General features: G+C 63.2%; 23 protein-coding genes, 2 tRNA genes and 1 other RNA gene. 18 read left to right on the forward strand and 8 right to left on the reverse strand.

From position 1 onward, the window contains the following. Positions 1 to 28 precede the first annotated feature (28 nt). Positions 29 to 937, forward strand: a complete 909-nt coding sequence (locus ACSAGD_RS05160) for a cation diffusion facilitator family transporter (RefSeq protein ID WP_437584658.1) — start codon at positions 29 to 31, stop codon at positions 935 to 937. An 8-nt stretch (positions 938 to 945) separates the two neighbouring features. On the opposite strand, the gene ACSAGD_RS05165 is transcribed toward ACSAGD_RS05160, so the two are convergent. Further along, positions 946 to 1665 carry a DedA family protein gene (locus ACSAGD_RS05165; protein WP_437584659.1) on the reverse strand — a complete coding sequence of 240 codons (720 nt, stop codon included), beginning with the start codon at positions 1663 to 1665 and terminating at the stop codon, positions 946 to 948. Between the two features lie 49 nt (positions 1666 to 1714). Further along, positions 1715 to 1796: transfer RNA gene (locus tag ACSAGD_RS05170), tRNA-Leu, on the reverse strand. Positions 1797 to 1920: 124 nt separating this feature from the next. Between ACSAGD_RS05170 and ACSAGD_RS05175 the strand changes: the two genes are divergently transcribed. From ACSAGD_RS05175 to ACSAGD_RS05205, 7 genes are read left to right on the forward strand one after another with little or no spacing between them, the layout of a single operon-like run. Further along, entirely contained in the window at positions 1921 to 3147 is a 1227-nt protein-coding gene (locus ACSAGD_RS05175; RefSeq protein ID WP_437584660.1) for a CpaF family protein, read from the forward strand. Further along, positions 3144 to 4016 (forward strand): type II secretion system F family protein, encoded by an 873-nt coding sequence (locus ACSAGD_RS05180; RefSeq protein WP_437584661.1) that lies wholly within the window; start codon positions 3144 to 3146, stop codon positions 4014 to 4016. The genes ACSAGD_RS05175 and ACSAGD_RS05180 overlap by 4 nt, the downstream gene beginning before the upstream one ends. Next, complete coding sequence (locus tag ACSAGD_RS05185) at positions 4004 to 4945, forward strand: type II secretion system F family protein (RefSeq protein ID WP_437584662.1); 942 nt, start codon at positions 4004 to 4006, stop codon at positions 4943 to 4945. Before ACSAGD_RS05180 ends, ACSAGD_RS05185 begins: the two co-directional genes overlap by 13 nt. 32 nt (positions 4946 to 4977) lie before the next feature. Beyond that, positions 4978 to 5154, forward strand: coding sequence for a hypothetical protein (locus ACSAGD_RS05190; RefSeq protein ID WP_437584663.1), 177 nt, complete (start codon positions 4978 to 4980; stop codon positions 5152 to 5154). Beyond that, the gene (locus tag ACSAGD_RS05195; RefSeq protein ID WP_437584664.1) at positions 5151 to 5546 is read left to right on the forward strand and encodes a TadE/TadG family type IV pilus assembly protein; all 396 of its coding nucleotides are present in this window, start codon (positions 5151 to 5153) and stop codon (positions 5544 to 5546) included. Before ACSAGD_RS05190 ends, ACSAGD_RS05195 begins: the two co-directional genes overlap by 4 nt. Then, the gene (locus ACSAGD_RS05200; RefSeq protein WP_437584665.1) at positions 5521 to 5988 is read left to right on the forward strand and encodes a TadE family protein; all 468 of its coding nucleotides are present in this window, start codon (positions 5521 to 5523) and stop codon (positions 5986 to 5988) included. The genes ACSAGD_RS05195 and ACSAGD_RS05200 overlap by 26 nt, the downstream gene beginning before the upstream one ends. Next, on the forward strand, positions 5985 to 6425 hold the full coding sequence (locus ACSAGD_RS05205) for a pilus assembly protein TadG-related protein (RefSeq protein WP_437584666.1): 441 nt from the start codon (positions 5985 to 5987) through the stop codon (positions 6423 to 6425). The genes ACSAGD_RS05200 and ACSAGD_RS05205 overlap by 4 nt, the downstream gene beginning before the upstream one ends. A 3-nt stretch (positions 6426 to 6428) precedes the next feature. Here ACSAGD_RS05205 and ACSAGD_RS05210 read toward each other — a convergent pair whose 3' ends face one another. Next, the gene (locus ACSAGD_RS05210; RefSeq protein ID WP_437584667.1) at positions 6429 to 7652 is read right to left on the reverse strand and encodes an MFS transporter; all 1224 of its coding nucleotides are present in this window, start codon (positions 7650 to 7652) and stop codon (positions 6429 to 6431) included. A 46-nt stretch (positions 7653 to 7698) separates the two neighbouring features. On the opposite strand from ACSAGD_RS05210, the gene prfB reads away from it, so the two are divergent. The 5 genes from prfB (at position 7699) to ssrA (ending at position 11823) form a co-directional block, all read left to right on the forward strand. Next, the gene (gene prfB, locus ACSAGD_RS05215; RefSeq protein ID WP_437584668.1) at positions 7699 to 8808 is read left to right on the forward strand and encodes a peptide chain release factor 2; all 1110 of its coding nucleotides are present in this window, start codon (positions 7699 to 7701) and stop codon (positions 8806 to 8808) included. 70 nt (positions 8809 to 8878) lie between these two features. Then, on the forward strand, positions 8879 to 9868 hold the full coding sequence (gene ftsE / locus ACSAGD_RS05220; protein ID WP_437584669.1) for a cell division ATP-binding protein FtsE: 990 nt from the start codon (positions 8879 to 8881) through the stop codon (positions 9866 to 9868). After that, the gene (ftsX, locus tag ACSAGD_RS05225; protein WP_437584670.1) at positions 9865 to 10785 is read left to right on the forward strand and encodes a permease-like cell division protein FtsX; all 921 of its coding nucleotides are present in this window, start codon (positions 9865 to 9867) and stop codon (positions 10783 to 10785) included. The genes ftsE and ftsX overlap by 4 nt, the downstream gene beginning before the upstream one ends. Before the next feature lie 77 nt (positions 10786 to 10862). Continuing rightward, positions 10863 to 11339 carry an SsrA-binding protein SmpB gene (gene smpB / locus ACSAGD_RS05230; protein ID WP_437584671.1) on the forward strand — a complete coding sequence of 159 codons (477 nt, stop codon included), beginning with the start codon at positions 10863 to 10865 and terminating at the stop codon, positions 11337 to 11339. A 114-nt stretch (positions 11340 to 11453) separates the two neighbouring features. Continuing rightward, positions 11454 to 11823, forward strand: a transfer-messenger RNA (tmRNA) gene (gene ssrA / locus ACSAGD_RS05235). 84 nt (positions 11824 to 11907) lie between these two features. Here ssrA and ACSAGD_RS05240 read toward each other — a convergent pair. Continuing rightward, on the reverse strand, positions 11908 to 12660 hold the full coding sequence (locus ACSAGD_RS05240; protein WP_437585111.1) for an inositol monophosphatase family protein: 753 nt from the start codon (positions 12658 to 12660) through the stop codon (positions 11908 to 11910). Positions 12661 to 12816: 156 nt separating this feature from the next. Here ACSAGD_RS05240 and ACSAGD_RS05245 point away from each other — a divergent pair. Further along, a tRNA-Lys gene (locus ACSAGD_RS05245) sits at positions 12817 to 12892 on the forward strand. A gap of 57 nt (positions 12893 to 12949) precedes the next feature. Here ACSAGD_RS05245 and aceB read toward each other — a convergent pair. Then, positions 12950 to 14584: a malate synthase A gene (gene aceB, locus ACSAGD_RS05250; RefSeq protein ID WP_437584672.1), complete on the reverse strand. Its 1635-nt coding sequence runs from the start codon at positions 14582 to 14584 to the stop codon at positions 12950 to 12952. A 22-nt stretch (positions 14585 to 14606) separates the two neighbouring features. After that, positions 14607 to 15923 (reverse strand): isocitrate lyase, encoded by a 1317-nt coding sequence (gene aceA, locus ACSAGD_RS05255; RefSeq protein ID WP_437584673.1) that lies wholly within the window; start codon positions 15921 to 15923, stop codon positions 14607 to 14609. 220 nt (positions 15924 to 16143) lie between these two features. On the opposite strand from aceA, the gene ACSAGD_RS05260 reads away from it, so the two are divergent. Beyond that, positions 16144 to 17514, forward strand: a complete 1371-nt coding sequence (locus ACSAGD_RS05260; protein ID WP_437584674.1) for a glucose-6-phosphate dehydrogenase — start codon at positions 16144 to 16146, stop codon at positions 17512 to 17514. Positions 17515 to 17522: 8 nt separating this feature from the next. Here the strand turns inward: ACSAGD_RS05260 and ACSAGD_RS05265 are convergent, their stop codons facing one another. Beyond that, positions 17523 to 18077, reverse strand: a complete 555-nt coding sequence (locus ACSAGD_RS05265) for a hypothetical protein (protein WP_437584675.1) — start codon at positions 18075 to 18077, stop codon at positions 17523 to 17525. 125 nt (positions 18078 to 18202) lie between these two features. Then, positions 18203 to 18475 (reverse strand): hypothetical protein, encoded by a 273-nt coding sequence (locus ACSAGD_RS05270; RefSeq protein ID WP_437584676.1) that lies wholly within the window; start codon positions 18473 to 18475, stop codon positions 18203 to 18205. Between the two features lie 227 nt (positions 18476 to 18702). Here ACSAGD_RS05270 and ACSAGD_RS05275 point away from each other — a divergent pair, with 227 nt between their 5' ends. Genes ACSAGD_RS05275 through ilvD form a run of 3 tightly spaced genes read left to right on the forward strand, consistent with a single transcriptional unit; the run spans position 18703 to position 22677 of the window. Further along, the gene (locus tag ACSAGD_RS05275) at positions 18703 to 20142 is read left to right on the forward strand and encodes an alpha,alpha-trehalose-phosphate synthase (UDP-forming) (protein WP_437584677.1); all 1440 of its coding nucleotides are present in this window, start codon (positions 18703 to 18705) and stop codon (positions 20140 to 20142) included. Continuing rightward, positions 20139 to 20948: a trehalose-phosphatase gene (otsB, locus tag ACSAGD_RS05280; RefSeq protein WP_437584678.1), complete on the forward strand. Its 810-nt coding sequence runs from the start codon at positions 20139 to 20141 to the stop codon at positions 20946 to 20948. The genes ACSAGD_RS05275 and otsB overlap by 4 nt, the downstream gene beginning before the upstream one ends. A gap of 34 nt (positions 20949 to 20982) precedes the next feature. Beyond that, the gene (gene ilvD / locus ACSAGD_RS05285; RefSeq protein ID WP_437584679.1) at positions 20983 to 22677 is read left to right on the forward strand and encodes a dihydroxy-acid dehydratase; all 1695 of its coding nucleotides are present in this window, start codon (positions 20983 to 20985) and stop codon (positions 22675 to 22677) included. Positions 22678 to 22712: the final 35 nt, after the last annotated feature.

A 22712-nucleotide genomic window follows, 5' to 3' on the forward strand; every position in this document is an offset into this window, starting at 1 on the left:
CGTCTCAGGCCGTGCCTACCGTGGAGGTATGGCACATGATCATGGGTACGGGGAGACGAACAGGCGACGGCTGATCCTCGTCATCGCCCTCGTCTCGGTAACTCTTGCGGTTGAGGTCGTCGGCGGCATCATCACGGGCTCACTCGCGCTCCTGGCGGATGCGGGGCATATGTTCTCCGACCTCGTGGGGCTGATCATTGCGCTCGTCGCCATCGCGATCGCCGCGCGTCCCGCAACCGACCGTCACACATGGGGGTTTCACCGCTCCGAGGTTCTCGCGGCGCTTCTCAACGGTCTGATCCTGACGGCCGTGGCTGTTTCCGTGGCGATCGAGGGTGTGCAGCGGCTCCTCGAGCCTGAACCGGCCGCCGTCGGCAGCGGACTGATGCTCGTCGTGGCCCTCGTCGGGCTGGCCGTCAATGGAGTCTCTCTCGCGCTTCTGCACAGCGGTTCGAAGCACTCGATCAATATGAAGGGTGCGTACCTCGAGGTCTTCGGAGACCTCATCGGCTCCGTGTTCGTTGCAATCGCAGCGATCGTGATCATGACGACCGGTTTCGTCCAGGCCGACGCCATCGCCTCGCTGCTTATCGCGGCGGGAATTCTCCCGCGAGCGGCGATTCTGCTCCGAGACGTCTGGCGCGTTCTGAATGAGTCCGCTCCTGAGGGAACTGATGTCGAGATGATCCGCGCCCACGTGCGGGACGCTCCCGGAGTGGTCGATGTGCACGATGTGCACGTGTGGTCGATCACGTCAGGGAAGTCCGTGTTCACCGCACACGTGATCGTCGAGAACGAGGTCTTCGAACACGGAAGAGTCGGGGAGCTTCTCGATCATCTCAGCGGATGCCTCGCGGAACACTTCGACGTGGACCACTCCACCTTCCAGCTCGAGCCGGCGAAGCACGCACGGCACGAGGACATTTCGCACGCGTGAGGCTTCGCTCAGCGACGACGCCGGCTTGAGGCGGTCGTCGGCTCCTCTTTCGGCGCTTCGTTCTCCGCAGGAGCATCCTCACTGACCCGCTTCGCTTTGCGGCTCGCCGCAATGTAATGCCACGCCGTGGGCACAACCGAGACAAGCACCGCGGCGACCAGGATGAGGTCGATGTAGTTCCGGACGAATTCGGCGACGGGTGGAACGTAGCTGAGGAAGTACCCGAAGAACACGAGCCCCACGCCCCAGAGAAGCGCGCCGACGAGGTTGTACAGGCTGTATTTGCGGTAGTTCATGTGCGCGACGCCCGCGGCGACCGGGGCGAACGTGCGCACTACAGGCACGAATCGCGCGAGCACGACGGCGAGTGGCCCGAATCGTTCGAAGAAGGCGTTCGTGCGGCGGACGTTCTCCGAGCTGAAAAGTCCGGATTCCTTTCGCTCGAATACCTTCGGCCCAGCCCGATGGCCGATGAGATAACCGACCTCGCCGCCGGCGAACGCGGCGACTCCGATCAGAATCGCTGCCCACCAGACATCCACGCCGATTCCCGGGTGGAAGGCGAAGAGCCCTGTGATGACGAGCAGGGTGTCTCCGGGCAGCAGGAAGCCGACGAGAAGACCCGTCTCAGAGAAGACGATGAGGCACACGACAAGAAGAGCCCACGGACCTGCGCCTGTGATGATCGTCTCGGGGTCGAGCCAAGGGACAAGGCCGACGTGGATCATGCGGCGAACTCCAAACGTGGGGGAGCAGGCGCTTCCGATGAGGCCTGAGTGCGGAAGGTGGGACTTGAACCCACACGCTCGAAAGCACAGGAACCTAAATCCTGCGTGTCTGCCAATTTCACCACTCCCGCGTGGCTACCAGTCTATTGAATTGCACGAGGGATGCCTGTGAGCGGGCTACGAACTTGATCACCCCAATTGCAGGGCTGTGGATAACTTTCACGAGGCTTCGTCGACTTCGGAAAGATGGCGGATATGACGACCGCAGTTGATGTCATCGCGGAGGCAGTGCGCGAGCGAGTGCGACGAGACGGCACGGATCTGTCGGCGGATGAGGACGCCGCAGAACGCTACGTCGCTGAAGAACTCCGTCGCTATTCAGAACGCGCTTTAGCCGGTGCAACGCCGCTCGTCGCCGACGAGCGGGCGGTGAGACAGCAGGTGGTCGCGTCCTTGACAGGGCTGGGCCCGCTTCAGACCTTCCTTGACGACCCGGAGGTCGAGGAGATCTGGCTGAACGGCCCCTCGCGAGTCTTCGTCTCGCGCGGTGGTGACCCCGAGCTCACCGACGTCATCCTGTCTGAGCCGCTCGTGCGCGACCTCGTAGAGAGGATGCTCCAATCCACGGGTCGCCGGGTCGACGTGAGCTCACCCTTCGTGGATGCGTCTCTTCCGGACGGCTCGCGTCTTCACGTTGTAATTCCGGACGTCACCCGTGCACATATGGCGGTGAACATTCGCAAGTTCTCTCGTCGCATCAAGACTCTCAGCGACCTGGTGGAGCGCGGCGCGCTCTCCGAGCAGGCGGCGCGATTCATCGAGAGCAGCATGAGGGCCGGTTGCAATGTGCTTGTCTCGGGCGCGACACAGGCAGGCAAGACAACGATGCTCGGTGCGTTGCTTAACTCCGTCGCAATGACTGAGCGCGTCATCACAGTCGAGGAGACGTTCGAACTGGACCTGGATGTCGCCGACTCGGTGGCGATGCAGTGTCGGCAGGCCAGCCTCGAGGGAACGGGTGAAATCACCCTCAGACGTCTGGTGAAAGAGTCGCTGCGGATGCGGCCCGATCGCATCGTGGTCGGCGAAGTTCGCGAAGCTGAGAGCCTTGACCTTCTGATCGCTCTGAACTCCGGCGTTCCAGGTGCATGTACGCTCCACGCGAACTCCGCGAGCGATGCGCTGCGCAAACTCTGCACGCTTCCTCTCCTGGCGGGGAAGAACATTGATTCCGGGTTCGTGGTGCCCACAGTGGCATCCTGCATCGACCTCGTTGTGCACTGCGCACGTGGCGCCGATGGTCGTCGGCGCGTCACGGAGATCGCCGCTCCGACCGGCGAAGCGATGGGTGCTGATCTGGAGATGACGACAATCTTCCATCGCGTGGGGCCGGATCTCGTGCACACGGGACGCATTCCGCACCGTCGAGATGCATTCGGCACTGGAGCACTTCGGACGCTCGGCGTCGGGGGAGCGCTGTGATCGAGATCGGCTTGGGAAGCCTGTGCGGTCTCGGACTCATCCTCATCATGATCGCTGTCGCGTTTCCCGACACACGAGTGGTGAACAGAGGACGAGAGCCAGGCCGACTCGTGATCGAGCTTCGGACCCGGATGGCGCTTGCGGGCATGGCGATGGTCCCCGTGCCGGCATTCATCGCGGTTTCCGCGCTGATCGGCGTCGTCGCTGCCGGTACAACTTATTCTCTGCTTGGCGTGCTGCCGTTGTCCATCATCAGTGGCATCGCAGGCGTCGCACTTCCCTTCGTCCTGATCGGGTGGCGGGCACGAAGCCAACGGAAGCTGCATCGAGGCCTCTGGCCGGACGTTCTGGATCACATGGTCGCTTCCATCCGCTCTGGTGCGTCGCTCCCGGACTCCGTCTCGAGCCTCGCGCTCTCTGGTCCCGCACCGCTCCGGTCGGCTTTCGCCGAGTTCCGACGTGACTTCCACACGAGTGCGTCCTTCGCGGGTGCACTCGACCGTTTGAAAGATGCGTTGGGTGATCCCGTCGCCGATCGCATCATCGAGACGCTGAAGATGGCACGGGACGTCGGTGGCACGGAGCTGCCTGGGGTGCTCCGCACACTGTCGGCCGCCATTCGCGAGGACTCCAGCGTGCGCTCCGAGGTGGATGCTCGGCAGTCATGGGTGCGAAACGCGGCGAAACTTGGTGTCGCCGCCCCCTGGCTGATTCTGCTCGTACTGTCATCTCGCCCAGAAACGGCTGCGGCGTACAACTCGCCCATCGGCGTCGCTGTCATCGCCGTAGGCGCGGCAGTTTCAGTCGTCGCTTATCGCTTCATGCTCGCTCTCGGAAGGCTCCCTGAGGAGAGGAGGTGGTTCCGTTGACGGTCGTATGGGGATCATCGATTGTTCTCGGCTGCCTCCTCGGGGTGGGGCTGTGGTCAATACTCGTCGCCGTCCCGCGCATCGGCGCGCCGAAGCTCGCAGATCGCCTCACCCCCTACCTCATGGATGTGTCCGAAGCCGCTCGCGAAGCCACGCAGAAGCGGCTGAGCGACCCGCTGCCGGTGCTCGGCCGATTGCTCGGGCCGATTCTCACGCGAGCGGCGTCGGCCGTAGCCGCAGCACTGGGCGGAAACACGTCCGTGGAGCGTTGGCTCACGCAGTCAGGTTCCCCTCTGAGCGTGCAGGCCTTCCGCGTGCGCCAGGTGCTCGTCGGTCTGCTCGGGATCATCATCGGAGGCGTGGCGGGACTGGTCGTTCTTCCCCGTGGCGGAAGCCTTCCGGCGATTGCGTTGCCATGCATCGGAGGCATCCTCGGAGTCGTTCTCTGGGACAACCTTCTGCGGCGCCGAGCGGCCAAGCGAGTCGCACGCATCACGGAGGAGGTACCCACCGTTCTCGAATTTCTGAGTCTGACCCTCTCCGCAGGTGAGGGGATCACAGATGCTCTGCGGCGGGTCGCTCGTATCGGGTCAGGCGAACTGAGCCGAGAGCTCCGACGGACGCTCATAGACACGGCGGCGGGAGTTCCCGTCTCGACTGCTTTGGCTCAGTGCGCGGCGCGGGCCGGCTCCCCGCCGCTCACACGCGCCGTCGACCATCTGACCGCTGCCATGGAACACGGTTCTCCCATCGCCGACGTGCTGCGGGCGCAGGCGCATGACGCGCGTGACGATCTCAAGAGATCTCTGCTCGAGGCAGCGGGGCGCAAAGAGGTGACCATGCTCGTGCCGCTCGTGCTCCTCATTCTTCCCTTGTCCATCGCCTTCGCGCTCCTTCCCGGGCTCTTCGTCCTCCGCGCAGGCTTCTGACCACAATCGCCACAATGAAAGGTGCCAACACGATGTCACTCCCGATCCGCCGCGTGCTGCAGAAGATTCGCGATGAGCGAGGCGATGTCCCCGGATGGGTGCTGATCACGCTGATGACGGCCGGATTGGTCATTTTGATCTGGGGTCTGGCCGGTCCCGCACTCACCGCGATCTTCGAGCAGGCCATCTCCAAGGTCTCAGGCATGTGAACATCCCGTTCGATATCTCTGATGATCGAGGCTCCGCGGTTGCCGAGTTCTCCCTCGTCTCAGGAATTCTGACGCTCCTCACGCTGAGCGTCATCCAGCTCGGGCTCGCGCTTCTGGTGCGCAACACTGTGCTGGATGCTGCGGCGGAAGGCGCGCGGTACGCCGCTCTCGCAGACACCACCCTCAGCGGCGGCGAGGAGAAGACACGGTGGCTCATCACCGAGGCGATCGGAGCGGGATATGCGGAGTCGATTGAGGCGCGTTACACAAGCTGGAGCGGGCAGTCGTGCACTGCTGTGACCGTGACGACGACCCTCCCGCTCATCGGGCTCATCGGCGTCGAGCAGGGTTTGGAGGTGGCGGGACATGCGGTTCGCGAAACGATTGGCTAATGGTCTCGGCGATGATCGAGGCTCGGCATCGCTCGAATTCATCACGGCCGGTCTGATTCTGCTCGTTCCGCTCGTCTATCTCGTGGTGGCCCTGGCACAGATCCAAGGGGGAGCGCTCGCCGTCACCGGGGCGGCTCGCCAGGCTGCGCGTGCCTTCGTCCTCGCAGAGACCGCGGATCAGGCGCTCGACCGAGTTGAAGCGGCGGTTCGAGTGACCCTCGCCGACTATGATGTGCCGTCGGAGAATGCCCGGGTCGAGATCACGTGCGATTCGGGAACCGGAGAGGCTTGCCTCGCGCGCGGTGAGGTAGTGACGGTGACCGTCGCAGTCACTGTCGCCCTGCCGCTTGCTCCCGAGGTGCTCGATCTCGACCGTGTGACACGTGTTCCACTCGAATCTCGCGCGGTTCAGAAGGTCTCACGATTCTGGGGGACTCCATGAGGGTGAAGCGCGATGGGGACGAGGGATCGACACTGATTCTGACCATCTTCTATGGGGCGCTTGCGCTCGTGATCATCCTCGTCGTCGCTGCCATCACTTCGCTTTACCTGGAGAGGAAGCAGCTGCAGAGCATTGCAGATGCCGCGTCACTCGTCGGCGCCGAGGCATTTTCGCTCTCGGCTGCTCAGACCGACCAGGAGGGCGTCACCGTCGCACTGGCCTCGGCTGATGTGCATGACGAGGTCTCTGAGTTCATCTCGGACTCAGCGTTCGACCCCGTTGAAGGCCTGACCTTGGAGAACGCCACCTCCGTCGACGGACGCAGTGCAACAGTGACCGTGTCGGGATGGTGGCGACCTCCCGTTTTGACCCTGTTCGTGCCTGATGGATTCCGCATCGAAGCAACGAGCGTCGCGAGATCAGTGTTCGCCGACTGAGGATCAGCCGACGTCGCGCTCGCGTCCGCGCGGCAGCCACGTCCACATGATCACGACTCCGGCCGCCGCGATAGCTCCGAGCGACGCCGCTGCGGCCGCCAGCGACGCAAGAGCCGTGACGACCGCGATCAGGACAGGACTCGCCGCCGCACCGGCATCCGTAACGAATCGCCAGGCTCCAAGAAAGGGTGCGGGCCGACGAGGATCAGCGAGGTCGGCCCCGAGGGTCATGAGAACCCCGCTGCTCATGCCGTTCGCGATTGCGAGAAGCGCCGCTATCACCCATAGCCAGCTGACCGCGTTCGGCAGATCGTGCGTCAGCGAAAGGATGATGAGTCCGGAGCCCATCCCCACGAGCGGCGGGAGCGCACCCCAGATGCGGCCGAAACGATCCATGATGTGTCCGCTCACGTAGAAAAGGGCGAAATCGACGGCTCCAGTGACGCCGATGATGAGCGACGTCGTCGCTTCGTCCACACCGATGCTGACGGCCCATAGCGGAATGATGACGAGGCAGGATGACCGAAGTGCGGCGATGACGGCCGCCCCGACACCGACCGTTCCCAGCACGCGACCGTTCTGACGAATCGTCGTCTGAAGGTTGAGCGGGGCCGTGACGGGAGCCGCGGGCTTGCCAGTCCGCGCTCGCACCGTGGTCTCCGGATCCGGAAGCACGATCAGAAGGGCTGCGGTGACCAGACAGAAGAGCACCATGGTCCAGTACACCCCGGTCATTCCGCCCGTCAGGTGGATGACCGGAGCTGAGATGAGAGGACCGACGAATCGGCCAGCTCGAGTGACGCCGCCGAGCAGGGACAGCGAACGAGCACGGTACCGAATGGGGACGTACGTCGTCATGAATGCGTGCCGTGCGAGCCCGAACACCGCAGTCGCAAGGCCGAGCACGAATACACCCAGTCCCAGCACGAATGGCTCAGGAGAGAACATGATCAGCACCGCGGCGCCGAGAGCGACGACGACGGCTCCGATCATGGCCGCGCGCTCGCCGACCCGCGCCACAAGCGCTCCGCTCGGGATGTCTCCGAAGAGTTCACCGATTTGAAGCATCGCGGCGATGAGACCAGCGAGGGCGATGGTTGCGCCGACGTTGTCTGCCGCTGCAGGAATCAGCGGAATGAGCGCGCCTTCGCCGATGCCGAAGAGAAGAGTGGGGAGGTAGACGGCCGCTGCGACTGATCGGAATGGGAACTCGTCGCGATCGGCCATAGCACGCTCAGCCTAGTCCTGAGCGGCACGGTAAGGTTGAGGGGACATGCTAGAGCTTGATTTGAGCGCCGACATCGCCGCGCTGCGCACAACGTTCGCCGATATCCGCACCGTGGTCGATGTGGACAAGCTGAACTCGGACATCACGGAGCTAAGCGAGCAAGCATCAGCTCCGGACCTCTGGGATGACGCCGAACGCGCGCAGGAGGTGACGAGCAAACTCAGCCACGCGCAGGCCGATCTCGCCCGCGTCACGTCCGTGGAACGCCGTCTTGACGACCTCGAAGTTCTCGTCGAACTCGCGAACGAGGCCGATGACGAGGAGTCGGCAGATGAAGCGCGCGCAGAGCTCGAAGCGCTGAAGAAGACGGTCGCCGATCTCGAGATCCAGACAATGCTCAACGGTGAGTACGACGCTTTGCCGGCCGTCGTGACGATCCGTGCGGGTGCCGGAGGCGTTGACGCAGCAGACTTCGCAGAGATGCTGCTTCGCATGTACGTCCGCTGGGCGGAGCACCACGGCTACTCGGCGAAAGTGCTCGACACGAGCTACGCGGAAGAAGCCGGAATCAAGTCTGCGACGTTCGAAGTGGACGCATCGTACGCGTTCGGCAAACTCTCGATCGAGGCGGGGACTCATCGACTTGTTCGCATGAGCCCGTTCAACTCTGCGGGCAAGCGACAGACGAGCTTCGCAGCTGTCGAGGTCATCCCTCTCATGGAGGAAGCAACCGAAGTCGAGATCCCAGAAACAGACATCCGGGTCGACGTCTTCCGCTCATCGGGACCAGGAGGGCAATCGGTCAACACGACGGACTCGGCCGTGCGCATCACGCACCTGCCGACGGGCATCGTCGTCTCCATGCAGAACGAGAAGAGTCAGATTCAGAACCGAGCAGCCGCTATGCGGGTGCTGCAGTCGCGACTCCTCCTCATGCAGCGCGAGCAGGAGGCCGCGAAGAAGAAGGAGCTCGCGGGGAGCATCACGGCGAGTTGGGGCGATCAGATGCGTTCGTACGTGCTCGCGCCGTATCAGATGGTGAAAGACCTGAGAACCGAGTTCGAGGTGAACAACCCGAGCAACGTCTTCGACGGGGACATCGATGGCTTCATTGCCGCCGGGATCCGCTGGCGCTCGATGAAAGACAGCGAATAGCTGAATCAGCGCTGAACCGGGGCGAGTCGCTCCGCCGGTTGCGCTGACCTCTGCTTAGGCTCAGAGGGTCATGATTCGATTCGACAAAGTCACCAAGAAATATGCGGGCAATCCGCGGCCGGCGCTCAACGGCGTCGACCTCGAGGTCGCCCGAGGTGAATTCGTGTTCCTCGTCGGAGCCTCGGGTTCCGGAAAATCAAGCTGCCTTCAGCTCATTCTGAAAGAGCAGCGGCCGACAAAGGGCACGGTTCACGTGCTCGGTCACGATCTGGGGAGCATCTCCACCCGCAAGGTGCCGTATTTCCGCCGCAACCTCGGGGTGGTCTTTCAGGACTTCCGTCTTCTCACAACGAAGACTGTCTTTCAGAATGTCGCGTTCTCGTTGCAGGTCATCGGGAAGTCTCGCGGGTTCGTGCAGGAGGCCGTTCCCGATGTTCTCAAGCTCGTGGGGCTCGACGGCAAGGGCGGGCGGATGCCGAATGAGCTGTCCGGCGGTGAGCAGCAGCGCGTCGCCATCGCGCGCGCCGTCGTTAACAAACCGCAGATCCTGCTGGCGGATGAGCCGACTGGAAACCTGGATCCCGCGACGAGTGCGGGGATCATGCAGCTGCTCGAACGAATCAACGGAAACGGAACCACGGTCGTGATGGCGACGCACGAGGCGGCGATCGTCGATCAGATGCGTCGTCGCGTCGTCGAACTCGTCGATGGTCGCATCGTCCGAGATGAGACACGAGGCGGCTATGGTGACACCACCTCGATCATTGATATCGCACCGCTTCCCGAGCGCGGTGAGCAAGCTCAGCGTGCACGTGCGGAAGCGCAGGAGGCTGCATCAGCTCCCGAGACTCACTCTGTCGCTGTGACCGTGGAGACGGTGCGCGACGCGAAGCGGACAGAGACTCCAGTCACGGTCGAGCCAGCGCAGGACGAGGCTCCGGAGCAGACTCCCGATAACGACACCTCGGAGCACTTGTCGCTCGCAGAGCGTCTCGGCCTTCGCGGCCAGGGTGATCGCGACACCGGTGACGACCAGCAGAATGTGGGGCCGACCTCATGAGACTCAGCCTCGTCCTGTCAGAAGCGCTCAACGGACTGCGCAGAAACGCGTCGATGGTGATCTCGGTCATTCTGGTGACTTTCATCTCTCTGACTTTCGTCGGTGCTGCGGCGCTGATGCAGATGCAGATCGCCCAGATGAAGAATTACTGGTACGACAGAGCCCAGGTCGCGATCTACATGTGCACCGACTCCGATGTGGCCGTCGATGCGACCTGCGAAGGGGGAGCGGCGACTGAGGAGCAGCTTGCCGAGGTGAGGTCGAAGCTCGAGGATGAGACTCTCGATCGTTATATCCAGAAGTTCTACTTCGAAGACCACGAGCAGGCATACGACAACTTCGTCAAGCAGTTCGAGGGCAACGAGATGACCGAACTCGTGACTCCTGAGCAGTTCAACCAGACGTTCTGGGTGAACCTCAAGGATCCGTCGCAGTCGGCCGTGCTGATTGAAGCGTTCTCCGACACTCCGGGCGTCGAGTCGGTGAAGGACCAACGTCAGTATCTCGATCAGATCTTCCGGGTTCTGAACATCGCGAGCTACTCGGCGATCGGAATCGCGGGGCTCATGCTGATCGCGGCTGTGCTGCTGATCGCCACGACGATTCGACTGTCCGCGTTCTCACGGCGCAAGGAGATCGGCATCATGCGCCTCGTAGGCGCCTCGAACCGCTTCATTCAGACGCCTTTCATTCTCGAGGGCGTGTTCGCGGCGGTGATCGGATCGATACTCGCCGGCGGCGCTGTGGTAGCGCTTGTGCACTTCTTCGTGCAGGGCTTCCTTGCGCCGCGGATGCTCTTCGTCAATTTCGTGAATCTCGGCGACTCGCTTCTCGTGGTTCCGCTTCTGATCGTGATCGGGATGCTGCTTGCTGCGCTCAGCGCCAATTTCGCAATCAAGCGGTACTTGAAGATCTGAGTCGGCTGATAGACTGTCGGGCTGCCCGCGCTTCACGTGCGGCATCCCTGATCAACCTGTACGACCTGGAGTGAACCGTGCCCAAGGAACGCGGAGAGAAGGTTGTGGCGACGAACCGCAAGGCGCGCCACGACTACCTCATCGAAGACACCTATGAGGCTGGGCTCGTGCTCTGGGGCACCGAGGTCAAGGCTCTGCGCGAGGGGCGTGCGTCTCTCGTCGACGGATACGCGTTCGTCGACAATGGCGAGGTGTGGCTGGATGCCGTCTACATTCCGGAGTACACGCAGGGAACCTGGACGAACCACTCTCCGCGTCGCAAACGAAAGCTCCTGCTGCACCGTCAGCAGATCACTCGCATCAGCCACAAGATCGCTCCGGGCGGATACACGCTCATTCCTCTGAAGCTGTATTTCGTCGATGGGCGTGCCAAGGTCGAACTCGCCGTCGCCAAGGGCAAACGTGAGTACGACAAACGCCAGGCGCTCCGTGAGCGACAGGACAAGCGAGAGGCTCAGCGGGCGATGGCGATGAGGAATAGGCTCGGGGAATGAATGATGCCCGGAGGGTGTTATTCTGATTAGCCGCATCGGAAGGATGCACGAGGGCGCAAGCCCGGTTGATAAGTACACAGCGCGTGATGATGGTCCGCTCGAGAGAGCGCGCATGGGGATGATCGGTTTCGACACTGCCTGCGAGACTGCGAGAAGCGGGCCGAGGACCCAGGGTTATCTCGATAACGCTCCCTGGAAACCAATAAGTGCCAACTCAAAGCGCACTGACTTCGCCCTCGCTGCCTAAGCGAGCCCGATAGTCCGTCAGACCGTGGTTGTTCCCGACACGGACCCTGGCGTCATTTAGGGGACTTGCTGCGCGTCGTCGCCTGAGCGGCGTGCGGGACTTTTTTCAGGCTGGGCCCGTCGACTTGGATGCCTGTGGCAAAGGTCGGGGCCGAGCAGAACGTTTTCACAGGCTACGCCCGTAGAAGGCGTGGAATCCCAGCAGTGGACGGGGGTTCAATTCCCCCCATCTCCACCATCGACCATCGTCACGCGCTGTGCACGAGAGAAGCCGCCCGAACCGGGCGGCTTCTCTGCGTTTGGAGAGCGGTCACCCGCCTCATCAGGAATGCGTCTGCGCGAGCCGTTCGAGCACAGCGTCGTGCAGGAGGCCGTTCGTGGCGAGGGAACTCCTCTCAGCGATGCTCTCGTTTCCGTTGATCGCAGTGAACCGTCCGCCGGCTTCTTCGACGATGACGACGAACGGTGCGATGTCGTACTCCTTGACCCCGAACTCCGCCACGACGTCGACGAGTCCTTCGGCGAGGAGCCCGTACGACCACATATCGCCGTACGCGCGATCACGCCAGACGGTGCGAGACAGGTCGATGAGTGAATCGAGGTAGCCAGCTTCGTCCCACTGGGCGATGCTCTGAAAGCTCAGCGACGCTTCGTCAAGGCTGTCGACCCTCGATGCAGAGAGCCGCCGCGCAGGGGCAGCGCCGTCAGCGAGCCATGCTCCGCTTCCACGAGCAGCCCACCAGCGCTTTCCGAAGGCTGGAGCACTCGCAACTCCGACGACGGGGCGGCCGTCGATCGCGAGTGCGATGAGCGTCGCCCAGTTGGGAACGCCGCGGAGGAAGTTAGCTGTGCCATCGATCGGATCGATGATCCACTGGCGGCTGGTAGAGCCCTGGGTGCCGTACTCTTCACCCAGGATGCCGTCTTCCGGCCGTTCTGCCTTCAGAATCTCCCTCAGGGCTCTCTCGACCGCGAGATCAGCGTCGGTGACGTGCGACATGTCGTTCTTCGTCGAGATCTGAAGGTCTGAGGAGCGGAAGCGGTCGAGCGAAACGGCGTCCGCGGCATCCGCCATTCGGAGGGCGAGGGCGAGGTCATCGGAGAGATCTGCGGTCACATGTCCACCTTACTTGGCCCGGCGAAAAGATGACTTTCTGCTCGATTGGCGCAGGGCAGGGAAAGGGTGCTAATGTTGTCCCTCGGTTCGGGGTTTACTCCGAAACCAAAATCTGCGCCTCTAGCTCAATCGGCAGAGCAACTGACTCTTAATCAGTGGGTTCCGGGTTCAAGTCCCGGGGGGCGCACCATCGCAGATTGAGCCCCGCAGTCGAGAAAGACTGCGGGGCTCAATTTCTTTCTTTGCCCTACACTGCGACGGCGCGAGGGAGACCGGCATCCACGATCTGCGAATAGGCCGGCACCGTGAGAAACGGCGAGTACTCATCGCTGAGCACGAGCTCGCGCAGCAGGTCAGCGGCTTCTCCGTAGCGCGTGCCGATGGAGTGGGGGAGTGCGTCCACGACACTGTCGATCGCCCACTCGATGCGTTCGCGGACAACAGGCATCCCATCGTCTGTGACAGCACCCTGATGAATCCACTGCCAGAGCTGGGAGCGAGAGATCTCCGCCGTCGCGACATCCTCCATGAGTCCGTCGATGGCTGCCGCTCCCGTGCCCCGAAGCCAGCTTTCGATGTAGCGCAGAGCGATGGAGACGTTCTGGCGGATTCCGGAGCACGTGATGCGGCCATCCGGGACGGCCAGATCGAGCAGCTCTTCCGCCGTCACAGACACGTCATCACGCCGGCGATGCAGCTGGTGCGGCTGATCACCGAGAACCGCGTCGAACTCTGCTCGTGCCGCCTCGATGAGTCCCGGGTGGGCGACCCAGGTGCCATCGAAGCCGTCGCGTGCTTCACGGCGCTTGTCTGCGGCCGTCTTCTCGAGAGCCTGCGCGGTCGTCTCCGGGTTCCGTCGATTGGGGATGAACGCGCTCATTCCGCCGATCGCGTACGCGCCCCGCTTGTGGCAGGTCGAGACGAGGAGTTCTGTGTACGCCCTCATGAACGGCACCGTCATCGTGATCTGATCGCGGTCGGGCAGCATGTATCGACGTCCGCGGTCACGGAAGTTCTTGATGATGCTGAACAGGTAGTCCCACCGGCCCGCGTTGAGCCCAGCGCAGTGGCTGCGCAGCTCGTAGAGGATCTCCTCCATCTCAAAAGCCGCTGTGATCGTCTCGATCAGCACGGTCGCGCGGATCGTCCCCGGCTCGATTCCCAGTGCGTCCTCGCTGAAGTCGAACACGTCGTTCCACAGGCGAGCACCGAAGCGGTCTTCCAGCTTGGGCAGATAGAAGTACGGGCCCGTGCCGCGGGAGATGAGCTCGTGCGCATTGTGGAAGAGGTAGAGCCCGGCATCGACGAGAGACGCCGATATCGGTGTGGATGCTCCGTGACGGTTCGTGTACCGCAGGTGGGACTCTGTCAGGTGCCAGCCGCGAGGTCGGAACACGATCGTCGGCGTGGTCTCGCCCAGACGATACGATTTGCCCTCGTCGCTCACGAAGTCGATCTGTCGGCGAACAGCGTCGAAGAGGGTGAGCTGCCCATCAATGATGTTCTCCCATGTGGGGCTCAGCGCATCCTCGTGGTCTGCGAGCCAGACATTCGCACCTGAGTTGAGTGCATTCACGGCCATCTTCCGGTCCGTGGGACCGGTGATCTCCACGCGGCGCTCATGCAGTCCCGGTCCGGCGCCGGCGACACGCCAGGTCGGGTCCTCTCGAATGCCGCGTGTCTCCTCGAGGAAGTCCGGGTTGCGGCCGGCGTCGATCTCAGCGAGACGCGCGGCGTTCGACCGTAGCAGCTCGTGTCGGTCGACGCCGAAACGCTCGTGCAACATGGTGAGGAATCGCAGGGCCTCCGGCGTCAGAATCTCCTCGTATCGCGGGCTCATCGGACCAATGATCTCGATGCGGCCCGTCGTCGTGATGGACATGGTCTCTTCTCCTCTCATGACATCAGATGAACTGCTCGGACTCCGTAGACCCCGCGAGAGCGAGCGTCGCGCTCGTGGGGTTGAGAGCCGTGGAGACGCGGTCGAAGTAGCCTGTGCCGACCTCCGCCTGATGACGCGTCGCCGTGTAGCCGTGCAGCTCCGAATCGAACTCGGCTTCCTGCAGCTCCACGTACGCGGACATCTGGCGTTCGCGGTAGTCGCGAGCGAGCTCGAACATGCTGTGGTTGAGCGAGTGGAAGCCCGCCAGCGTGATGAACTGGAAGGCGTACCCCATTGCCGAGAGCTCGCGCTGGAACCGTGCGATGGTGTCGTCATCGAGGTGGCGACGCCAGTTGAAGCTCGGCGAGCAGTTGTATGCGAGCTTCTGGTTCGGGAATTCAGAGTGGATGCTCTCCGCGAAGCGCCGCGCGAGCTCGAGGTCGGGTTCGCTCGACTCGACCCACAGCAGGTCGGCGTACGGGGCGTATGCATGACCTCGTGCGATCACCGGTTCGATGCCGTTCTGGACCTCATAGAAGCCGTCAGCGGTCCGCGTTCCCGTCAGGAACGGACGATCGCGTTCGTCGATGTCGCTCGTGAGGAGCGTCGCGGCGAGAGCATCCGTGCGTGCAACGATGATGGACGGAACGCCGGCGACGTCCGAAGCGAGACGTGCGGCGTTGAGCGTACGGATGTGCTGGCTCGTCGGGATGAGGACCTTGCCTCCCATGTGCCCGCACTTCTTCTCGCTAGCCAGCTGGTCCTCCCAGTGGACTCCGGCGGCTCCGGCCTGAATCATCGACTGCATGAGTTCGTAGGCGTTGAGCGGGCCTCCGAAGCCGGCTTCCGCGTCTGCCACGATCGGAACCGACCAGTCCTGCGTGGTCTCGCCGTTCTCCGCGAATTCGATCTGACCGGCGCGGAGCAGCGCGTTGTTGATGCGGCGCACGACGGCGGGAACCGAGTTCGACGGATACAGACTCTGATCCGGGTAGGTCTGGCCCGCAAGGTTCGCGTCTGCCGCCACCTGCCATCCTGAGAGATAGATGGCCTCCAGCCCCGCGCGAACCTGCTGCACCGCCTGGTTTCCGGTGAGAGCGCCGAGCGCGGCCACCCACGCTTCCGGATTCTCGCCGTTGCGCTCGATGAGCTCCCACAGCCGTTCAGCGCCACGTCGGGCAAGCGTCGCGTCTTCGCGAACCGGACCGCGAAGGGTGACGACATCCTCTGCGGTGTAATCGCGGCGGACGTTCGCCCAGCGGGGGTCGGAAGCCCACTCGAGCTCCAGCTCGGCGGCGGTCTGAGTCTGCTGTCCAGGGCGTCGGGTGTTGTCAGACATTGGTTGCTCCTTCACATCGAATGGCTGCTGTGAAACGAGCTTCTCCCGCGGAATGCGCACGTCGAGACGATTCGAGCGGAGAACTTTCGACGAACTTCTCTGTCTCGGAAATACCGTCGGAACGACGCCGGAGTGCGCGTCGTAGAGTCGCCATATCAGGTCGCTGACGGAAGAAATAGCCCCCTGTTGCTGTCGCCGTGCGGCGAGTAGCCTCGCACGTATGAGCGCTACTACGACGTTGATTCTCTTAGGAGGCAGCGGCGACCTCAGCTCGCGGCTGCTGATGCCAGCACTGGGCCAGCTCCTCACCCGCCAGCGTGACAGACACGTTCAGCTGATCGGCGTGGGTTCTGATGACCTCTCTCCCGACGAATGGACGGAGCGCGTCCGAGCGTCTTTCGACGCGGCTGATGCTTCGGGGGAGTCCGTTGAGACCGTGCTGAAGGAGACGCGCTATGAGAAGCGAGATGTGACGGATGCCGAGGAGCTGACGGCGATCCTCGACATGGCCGAGGCGGACCCCGCCATCTACTTCGCACTGCCGCCGAGCGTCACGATGAAGGCGTGTCAGGCTCTCGAGACGATCACGCCGCTCCCGCAGGGAACGGTGCTTGCTCTTGAGAAGCCGTTCGGCACCGATCAGCCGTCAGCCGACGCACTGAACGAGCAGCTGCTCAAGCTCGTGCCCGAGGAGCAGGTGCACCGGGTCGATCATTTCCTTGGCCATTCCACCGTGTTGAACCTTCTCGGACTTCGTTTCGCCAACCGTGTCTTCGAACCGCTGTGGAGCCGCGACCACATCGAGAAGGTCGAGATCGTCTACGACGAGCAGCTGGGACTGGAGGGACGCGCGGGCTACTACGACAACGCGGGAGCGCTGATCGACATGATCCAGAGTCATCTCCTTCAGGTGCTCTCCGTCTTCGCGATGGAGCCACCAGCGACCACGGATGCCGTCGACCTCCGCGACGCGAAGGCTGCAGTGCTCCGAGCGACGCACGTCTTCGATGATGATGTGCGCGCCTACAGCCACCGGGCGCGCTACACCGCGGGCTCAGTCGCTGGCCGGGACTTCCCGTCCTACGTGGACGAGGAAGGAGTGGATCCGTCGCGGAACACGGAGACGCTCGCACAGGTGACGTTCGAAGTTCGGAACTGGCGGTGGGCAGGGGTGCCGTTCACGCTGCGTTCAGGGAAGGCCTTGGGGTCGCGCCGTCGTGAGATCCAAGTCACCTTCCTACCTGCTCCACACGTTCCCCACGGATTCTCAGGCAGCAGCGATCGAGACGTCATGACAATTGCTCTGGCGCCTGACGAGATGTCTCTCGAGGTCAACGTCAATGGCCCGGGCGACCCGTGGCGACTTGACCGCGCCTCGCTCGAGGTCACCTTCGGAGAGGGCGAGCTCAAGGCATACGGGGAAGTTATCGAGAGCATCCTCGATGGTGATCCGTCGCTCTCCGTGCGCGGCGACTCCGCCGCGCAGATGTGGCGGATCGTGGCGCCAGTCATCGAGGCGTGGAGGAGCGGAGAAGTTCCGCTCGAAGAATACGAGACCGGCTCTGCAGGTCCCGGAGACTGGAAGGTCTGAGCGGGACCTCAGGCCCGCTTCGATGCGTCCGCGGCCCGGACAGGTGCGACGATGCGCTCGTCGACCTGCTCGGGGTCGTGGCGCTGCGGATCCGCCCAGGTGGCGATGGTCTTGAGCTCGATGTCGACCTGCTCCTGAGACTCGTCTCTCGGGACGGGGCGAATCATGTCGCGAAGACCATTCGCCGGAGCGGGGGAGGGCGACGCCTCTGAAACGGCAGGGGCTGGAATCTCGACCGCGTCCACCTCGGCGGCTTCAGTGGCCGCGGGGATCGGGGGCGTCACACTGTGATTCCGCGCCTTGGTGCCGAGAAGCTCAGATGTGATGTCGCGAGCAAGCATCACTGTCGACATGGAGGAGAAGATGGCGTCATCCGCGGCAGCTTCAGGGTCACGGCGGACAAGAGCCCATGCTCCGTCGACGCCGATGAAGTCCTCGAGCTTGCCATGGATCAGGTCGAAGAGCTTCTCCTCGGAGAGCTGTACCCTGTCATGCGCTTCCTCAGTCGGGGTCGTCGAGGGTGCGGGCTGCGACTTGCGGTTGCGACGGCGTAATCCGAACATGAGCACTTCTTCCGGGATCGGCTCCAAAGATGACTCAAGTCTCGCCCAGAAATCCGCGAAATCACGCGGGACACGCCGACGAGACTAGTCATGTGCCCCAAGTGAGGGGCATCGCGTGGTATAAGTCAGATGCTGAGCGTGACCTTGCGGGACTTCGCGGCTTTCTTCTCGGCCTTCGACGGTTTGGCGTCCTTCTCGTCGATCTCGCCTGCGGCGATGCGCCGCTTGGTCTCAGCATCCTGAGCGACGACACCGATCGAAAGTGCGACGGAGCTCAGCCATCCGAGCCAGAGCAGCGCCAGACGCCAATCGCGCGGGCTGTCCTTTGTGGACTGAAGGAGACTCCAGCCACTGAATATGGATCCGAGCACCCCGGAGTTCAGCAGGTACTTGCGCATTCGACTTCCCCTTCCACATCGGTCTGGCTGTCGTCACAGCCTACGGCGTTCTCGCTGGTGGAACTACCTCCTTGCGCACGCGCTGGTCACACTGCATACAGGCAAGAGTCGCGCTGATACTGTTGTGACTGTCCGGACCATGTCTGTCGGGAGGGGGATGTCTCGTGCCATCGAGTACTCGGGATTCCAAAAGCTTTGACTTTGTCGTCGTAGCGAATCGTCTGCCTGTGGACTCCGTCACAGGCCCCGATGGCTCTCAGGTCTGGCGACTTTCTCCCGGAGGGCTCGTCACCGCCCTTGAGCCGGTGATGCGCGATGTCGACGGCGCGTGGATCGGCTGGCCCGGTGCCCCGGATGTCGAGATTGATCCGTTCGAGCACGACGGCATCAAGATGGAGCCGGTTACGCTCTCCGAGCTGGATGTCGAGTATTACTACGAGGGCTTCTCGAACGACACTCTCTGGCCGCTCTACCACGACGTGATCGCTCAACCCACCTATCACCGTGAGTGGTGGGATGCCTACCGAGAGGTCAACCGGCGATTCGCCGATCGGGCTATCGAGATCGCCGCGCCGAACGCGACCGTGTGGGTGCACGACTACCAGCTGCAGCTGGTTCCAGGGATGCTCCGTGACGCACGTCCCGATCTCACCATCGGCTTCTTCAACCACATTCCATTCCCTGCCTACGGTCTTTTCGCGCAGCTTCCCTGGCGCAAGCAGATCGTGCGCGGCCTCCTCGGCGCCGATGTCATCGGGTTTCAGCGCTCGGCCGACGCCAGCAACTTCTCGCGTGCCGTCCGCCGTCTCTACGGATTCGAGACGAAGGGGACCCGGATCTGGGTTCCGGAGGATGCCGCGAAGGACGACGCAGCAGCATCCGCGCCCACTCGTCGCGGCCTCTCGATGCGACGCGTCGTCGCACGGCACTTCCCGATCTCGATCGACTCGGCCGGCTTCGCGAAGCTCGCTCAGAAGCCGTCCGTGAGAGAGCGTGCGGATCAGATCCGCCGCGATCTCGGTGACCCGCAGACCATCATGCTCGGGGTGGACCGACTGGACTACACGAAGGGCATCCGCCATCGGCTCAAGGCATACGGAGAGCTCCTCCGTGAGGGCCGAATCGACGTCGAGTCGACGACACTCATTCAGGTGGCCAGCCCGAGTCGCGAACGCGTCGGCACCTATATTGCGCTTCGCGATCAGATCGAGCGCACCGTGGGTCGCATCAACGGCGACTATGGAACGATCGGGCACTCCGCGGTCGTCTACATGCACCACGGGTATCCGCGCGAGGAGATGGCTGCGCTGTACCTCGCCGCAGACATCATGCTCGTCACCTCTCTGCGGGACGGCATGAACCTTGTCGCCAAGGAGTATGTCGCGGCAAGGGCCGACAACGACGGCATCCTGATCTTGAGTGAGTTCACAGGGGCGGCCGACGATCTGAAGCAGGCTCTCCTCATCAACCCCCACGACATCGAAGGGGTGAAAGACACCATGATCGCGGCGATCGATATGACGCGAGCGGAGCGCCAACGGCGGATGAAGGCGCTGAGGCGTCGCGTGCTCGAGAACGATGTCGCGAAGTGGTCGCAGGCGTTCCTGGAAGAGCTGGGCCACAATTCGTCGGCCCGAGCCCTGGAAGACGATGGAGGTGCATCATGACGAATGACAGCCGACACTTCGACGGCGTCCCCGGAGACCTCATCGACGCGCTGCGAAAGCTCGCGCGCACGCCGAGACTTACGGTCACCCTCGACTTCGATGGGGTGCTCGCACCCCTCGTGGATCGCCCGAACGACGCTCGCACTGATCCGGCGAGCCTGAGGTCCGTCGAGGAACTCGTCGCGCTCAACGGTACGACAGTCGCGCTCGTCTCCGGGCGCTCACTGGGCAACCTGCGTGAGGTGAGCGGTTCGCCCGACGGCGTGCTCCTCGTCGGTTCGCACGGCGCTGAGTACGATCTCGGCGACGGTACCGCGGGTATCGCACTCACCGCGGAGGAGAGGACCGCCCTCTCTGAGCTGGGAGAGGCCCTGTCTGGAGTGCTGGAGCGCCACCGGGAGGCTCGCATCGAGAACAAGCCGGCCGGCTTCGCGCTTCATACGCGAGGAGTGGAGCCGGATGCCGCTCGAGCAGCGCAGCGCGATGCCTCACGCTCGGTCAGCGCTGCGGTTCCCGGTGTCACTCACCGCACCGGAAAGGACGTCCTCGAGTTCTCAGTGGTGGCCGCGACGAAGGGCGACGCCATGCACCGGCTCCGTCTCCACACGATGGCCACAGCGATGCTGTACGCCGGCGATGACGTCACAGATGAAGACGCATTCGCCGCGCTGGAGCCCGGCGACGTCTCGGTGAAGGTCGGCGCGGGAGCGACGGTCGCCGAGCACCGCCTCCCGGGCACAGACGACGTCGCGCAGATGCTCCGCGTGCTGGCGGGGGAGCGCCGAAACCACCTGCTCAGCGCATAACGCGCCGGTTTGACGGACGGAATAGACTCAGATCATGTCAGAGACAGACCTGAAACCGCGCAGCCGTGTGGTCACCCACGGCATCGAAGCGACGACGAGCCGCGGAATGCTCCGTGCTGTTGGCATGGGCGATGAGGATTGGGACAAGCCTCAGATCGGCATCGCATCGTCATGGAACGAGATCACGCCGTGCAATCTCTCGCTCGATCGCCTGGCACAGGGCGCGAAAGAGGGTGTGCACGCCGGCGGAGGTTACCCGCTTCAATTCGGCACTGTGTCCGTCTCCGACGGGATCTCGATGGGGCACGAGGGCATGCACTTCTCGCTCGTTTCGCGCGAGGTCATCGCAGATTCGGTCGAGACGGTCGTCATGGCAGAGAGACTCGACGGCACGGTGCTTCTGGCCGGTTGCGACAAGTCGCTTCCCGGGATGCTCATGGCCGCGGCGCGTCTCGACCTGGCATCCGTCTTCCTCTACGCCGGCACGATCGCGCCGGGCTGGGTCAAGCTCTCCGACGGCACGGAGAAGGACGTCACGATCATCGACTCGTTCGAAGGCGTTGGGGCCTGCCGCGCGGGCACCATGAGCGAAGAGGACCTCAAGCGGATCGAGTGTGCGATCGCTCCGGGCGAGGGTGCGTGCGGCGGAATGTACACCGCCAACACGATGGCCTCGGTCGCCGAGGCGCTCGGGATGAGCCTGCCCGGCTCCGCCGCGCCTCCCTCCGCAGATCGGCGTCGCGACTACTACGCTCACCGGTCCGGTGAAGCCGTCGTCGGCATGCTCGAGAAGGGCATCACAGCTCGCGACATCCTCACGAAGGAAGCCTTCGAGAACGCGATCGCGGTCGCCATGGCCTTCGGCGGTTCGACGAACGTGATTCTGCACCTTCTGGCCATCGCGAACGAGGCTGAGGTCGACCTGACGATCGACGATTTCAACCGCATCGGCGACAAGGTGCCACACATCGGCGACCTCAAGCCGTTCGGCAAGTACGTCATGAACGATGTCGACCGACACGGCGGCGTCCCCGTTGTGATGAAGGCGCTCCTCGACGCGGGTCTTCTGCACGGCGACTGCCTCACAGTCACAGGAAAGACCGTCGCGGAGAACCTCGCCGAGATCGCCCCGGAGCCGCTGGACGGAGAGGTCCTGCACACTCTCGACAACCCGATTCACCCGACGGGCGGACTGACGATTCTCAAGGGAACGCTCGCTCCGGAGGGCGCGGTCGTCAAGACCGCCGGGTTCGACTTCGCCGTGTTCGAGGGACCGGCTCGCGTGTTCGAGCGCGAGCGCGCTGCGATGGATGCCCTGACGGAGGGGAAGATCGGCGCAGGAGACGTCGTCATCATCCGCTACGAAGGCCCCAAGGGAGGCCCGGGGATGCGCGAAATGCTCGCGATCACGGGTGCCATCAAGGGCGCGGGTCTCGGAAAAGATGTACTACTATTGACGGACGGTCGATTCTCAGGTGGCACAACCGGCCTGTGCATCGGCCATATAGCTCCCGAAGCGGTGGACGCAGGTCCCATCGCTTTCGTGCGCGATGGTGATCTGATACGGGTCGATATCGCAGCTCGCTCCCTCGATCTACTGGTCGACGCTGATGAGCTTGCGGCCCGCCGAGAAGGTTGGGCACCGCTCCCTCCCCGCTACACCCGCGGTGTTCTCGCAAAGTACTCCAAGCTCGTGCGCTCTGCCTCAGAGGGCGCCGTCACTGGATAGCTCCTCCATTTCGACGATCATCAAGGAATCGCATC

Origin of the sequence: Paramicrobacterium salitolerans, assembly GCF_051513965.1 — a bacterium.
Lineage (GTDB): Bacteria > Actinomycetota > Actinomycetes > Actinomycetales > Microbacteriaceae > Paramicrobacterium.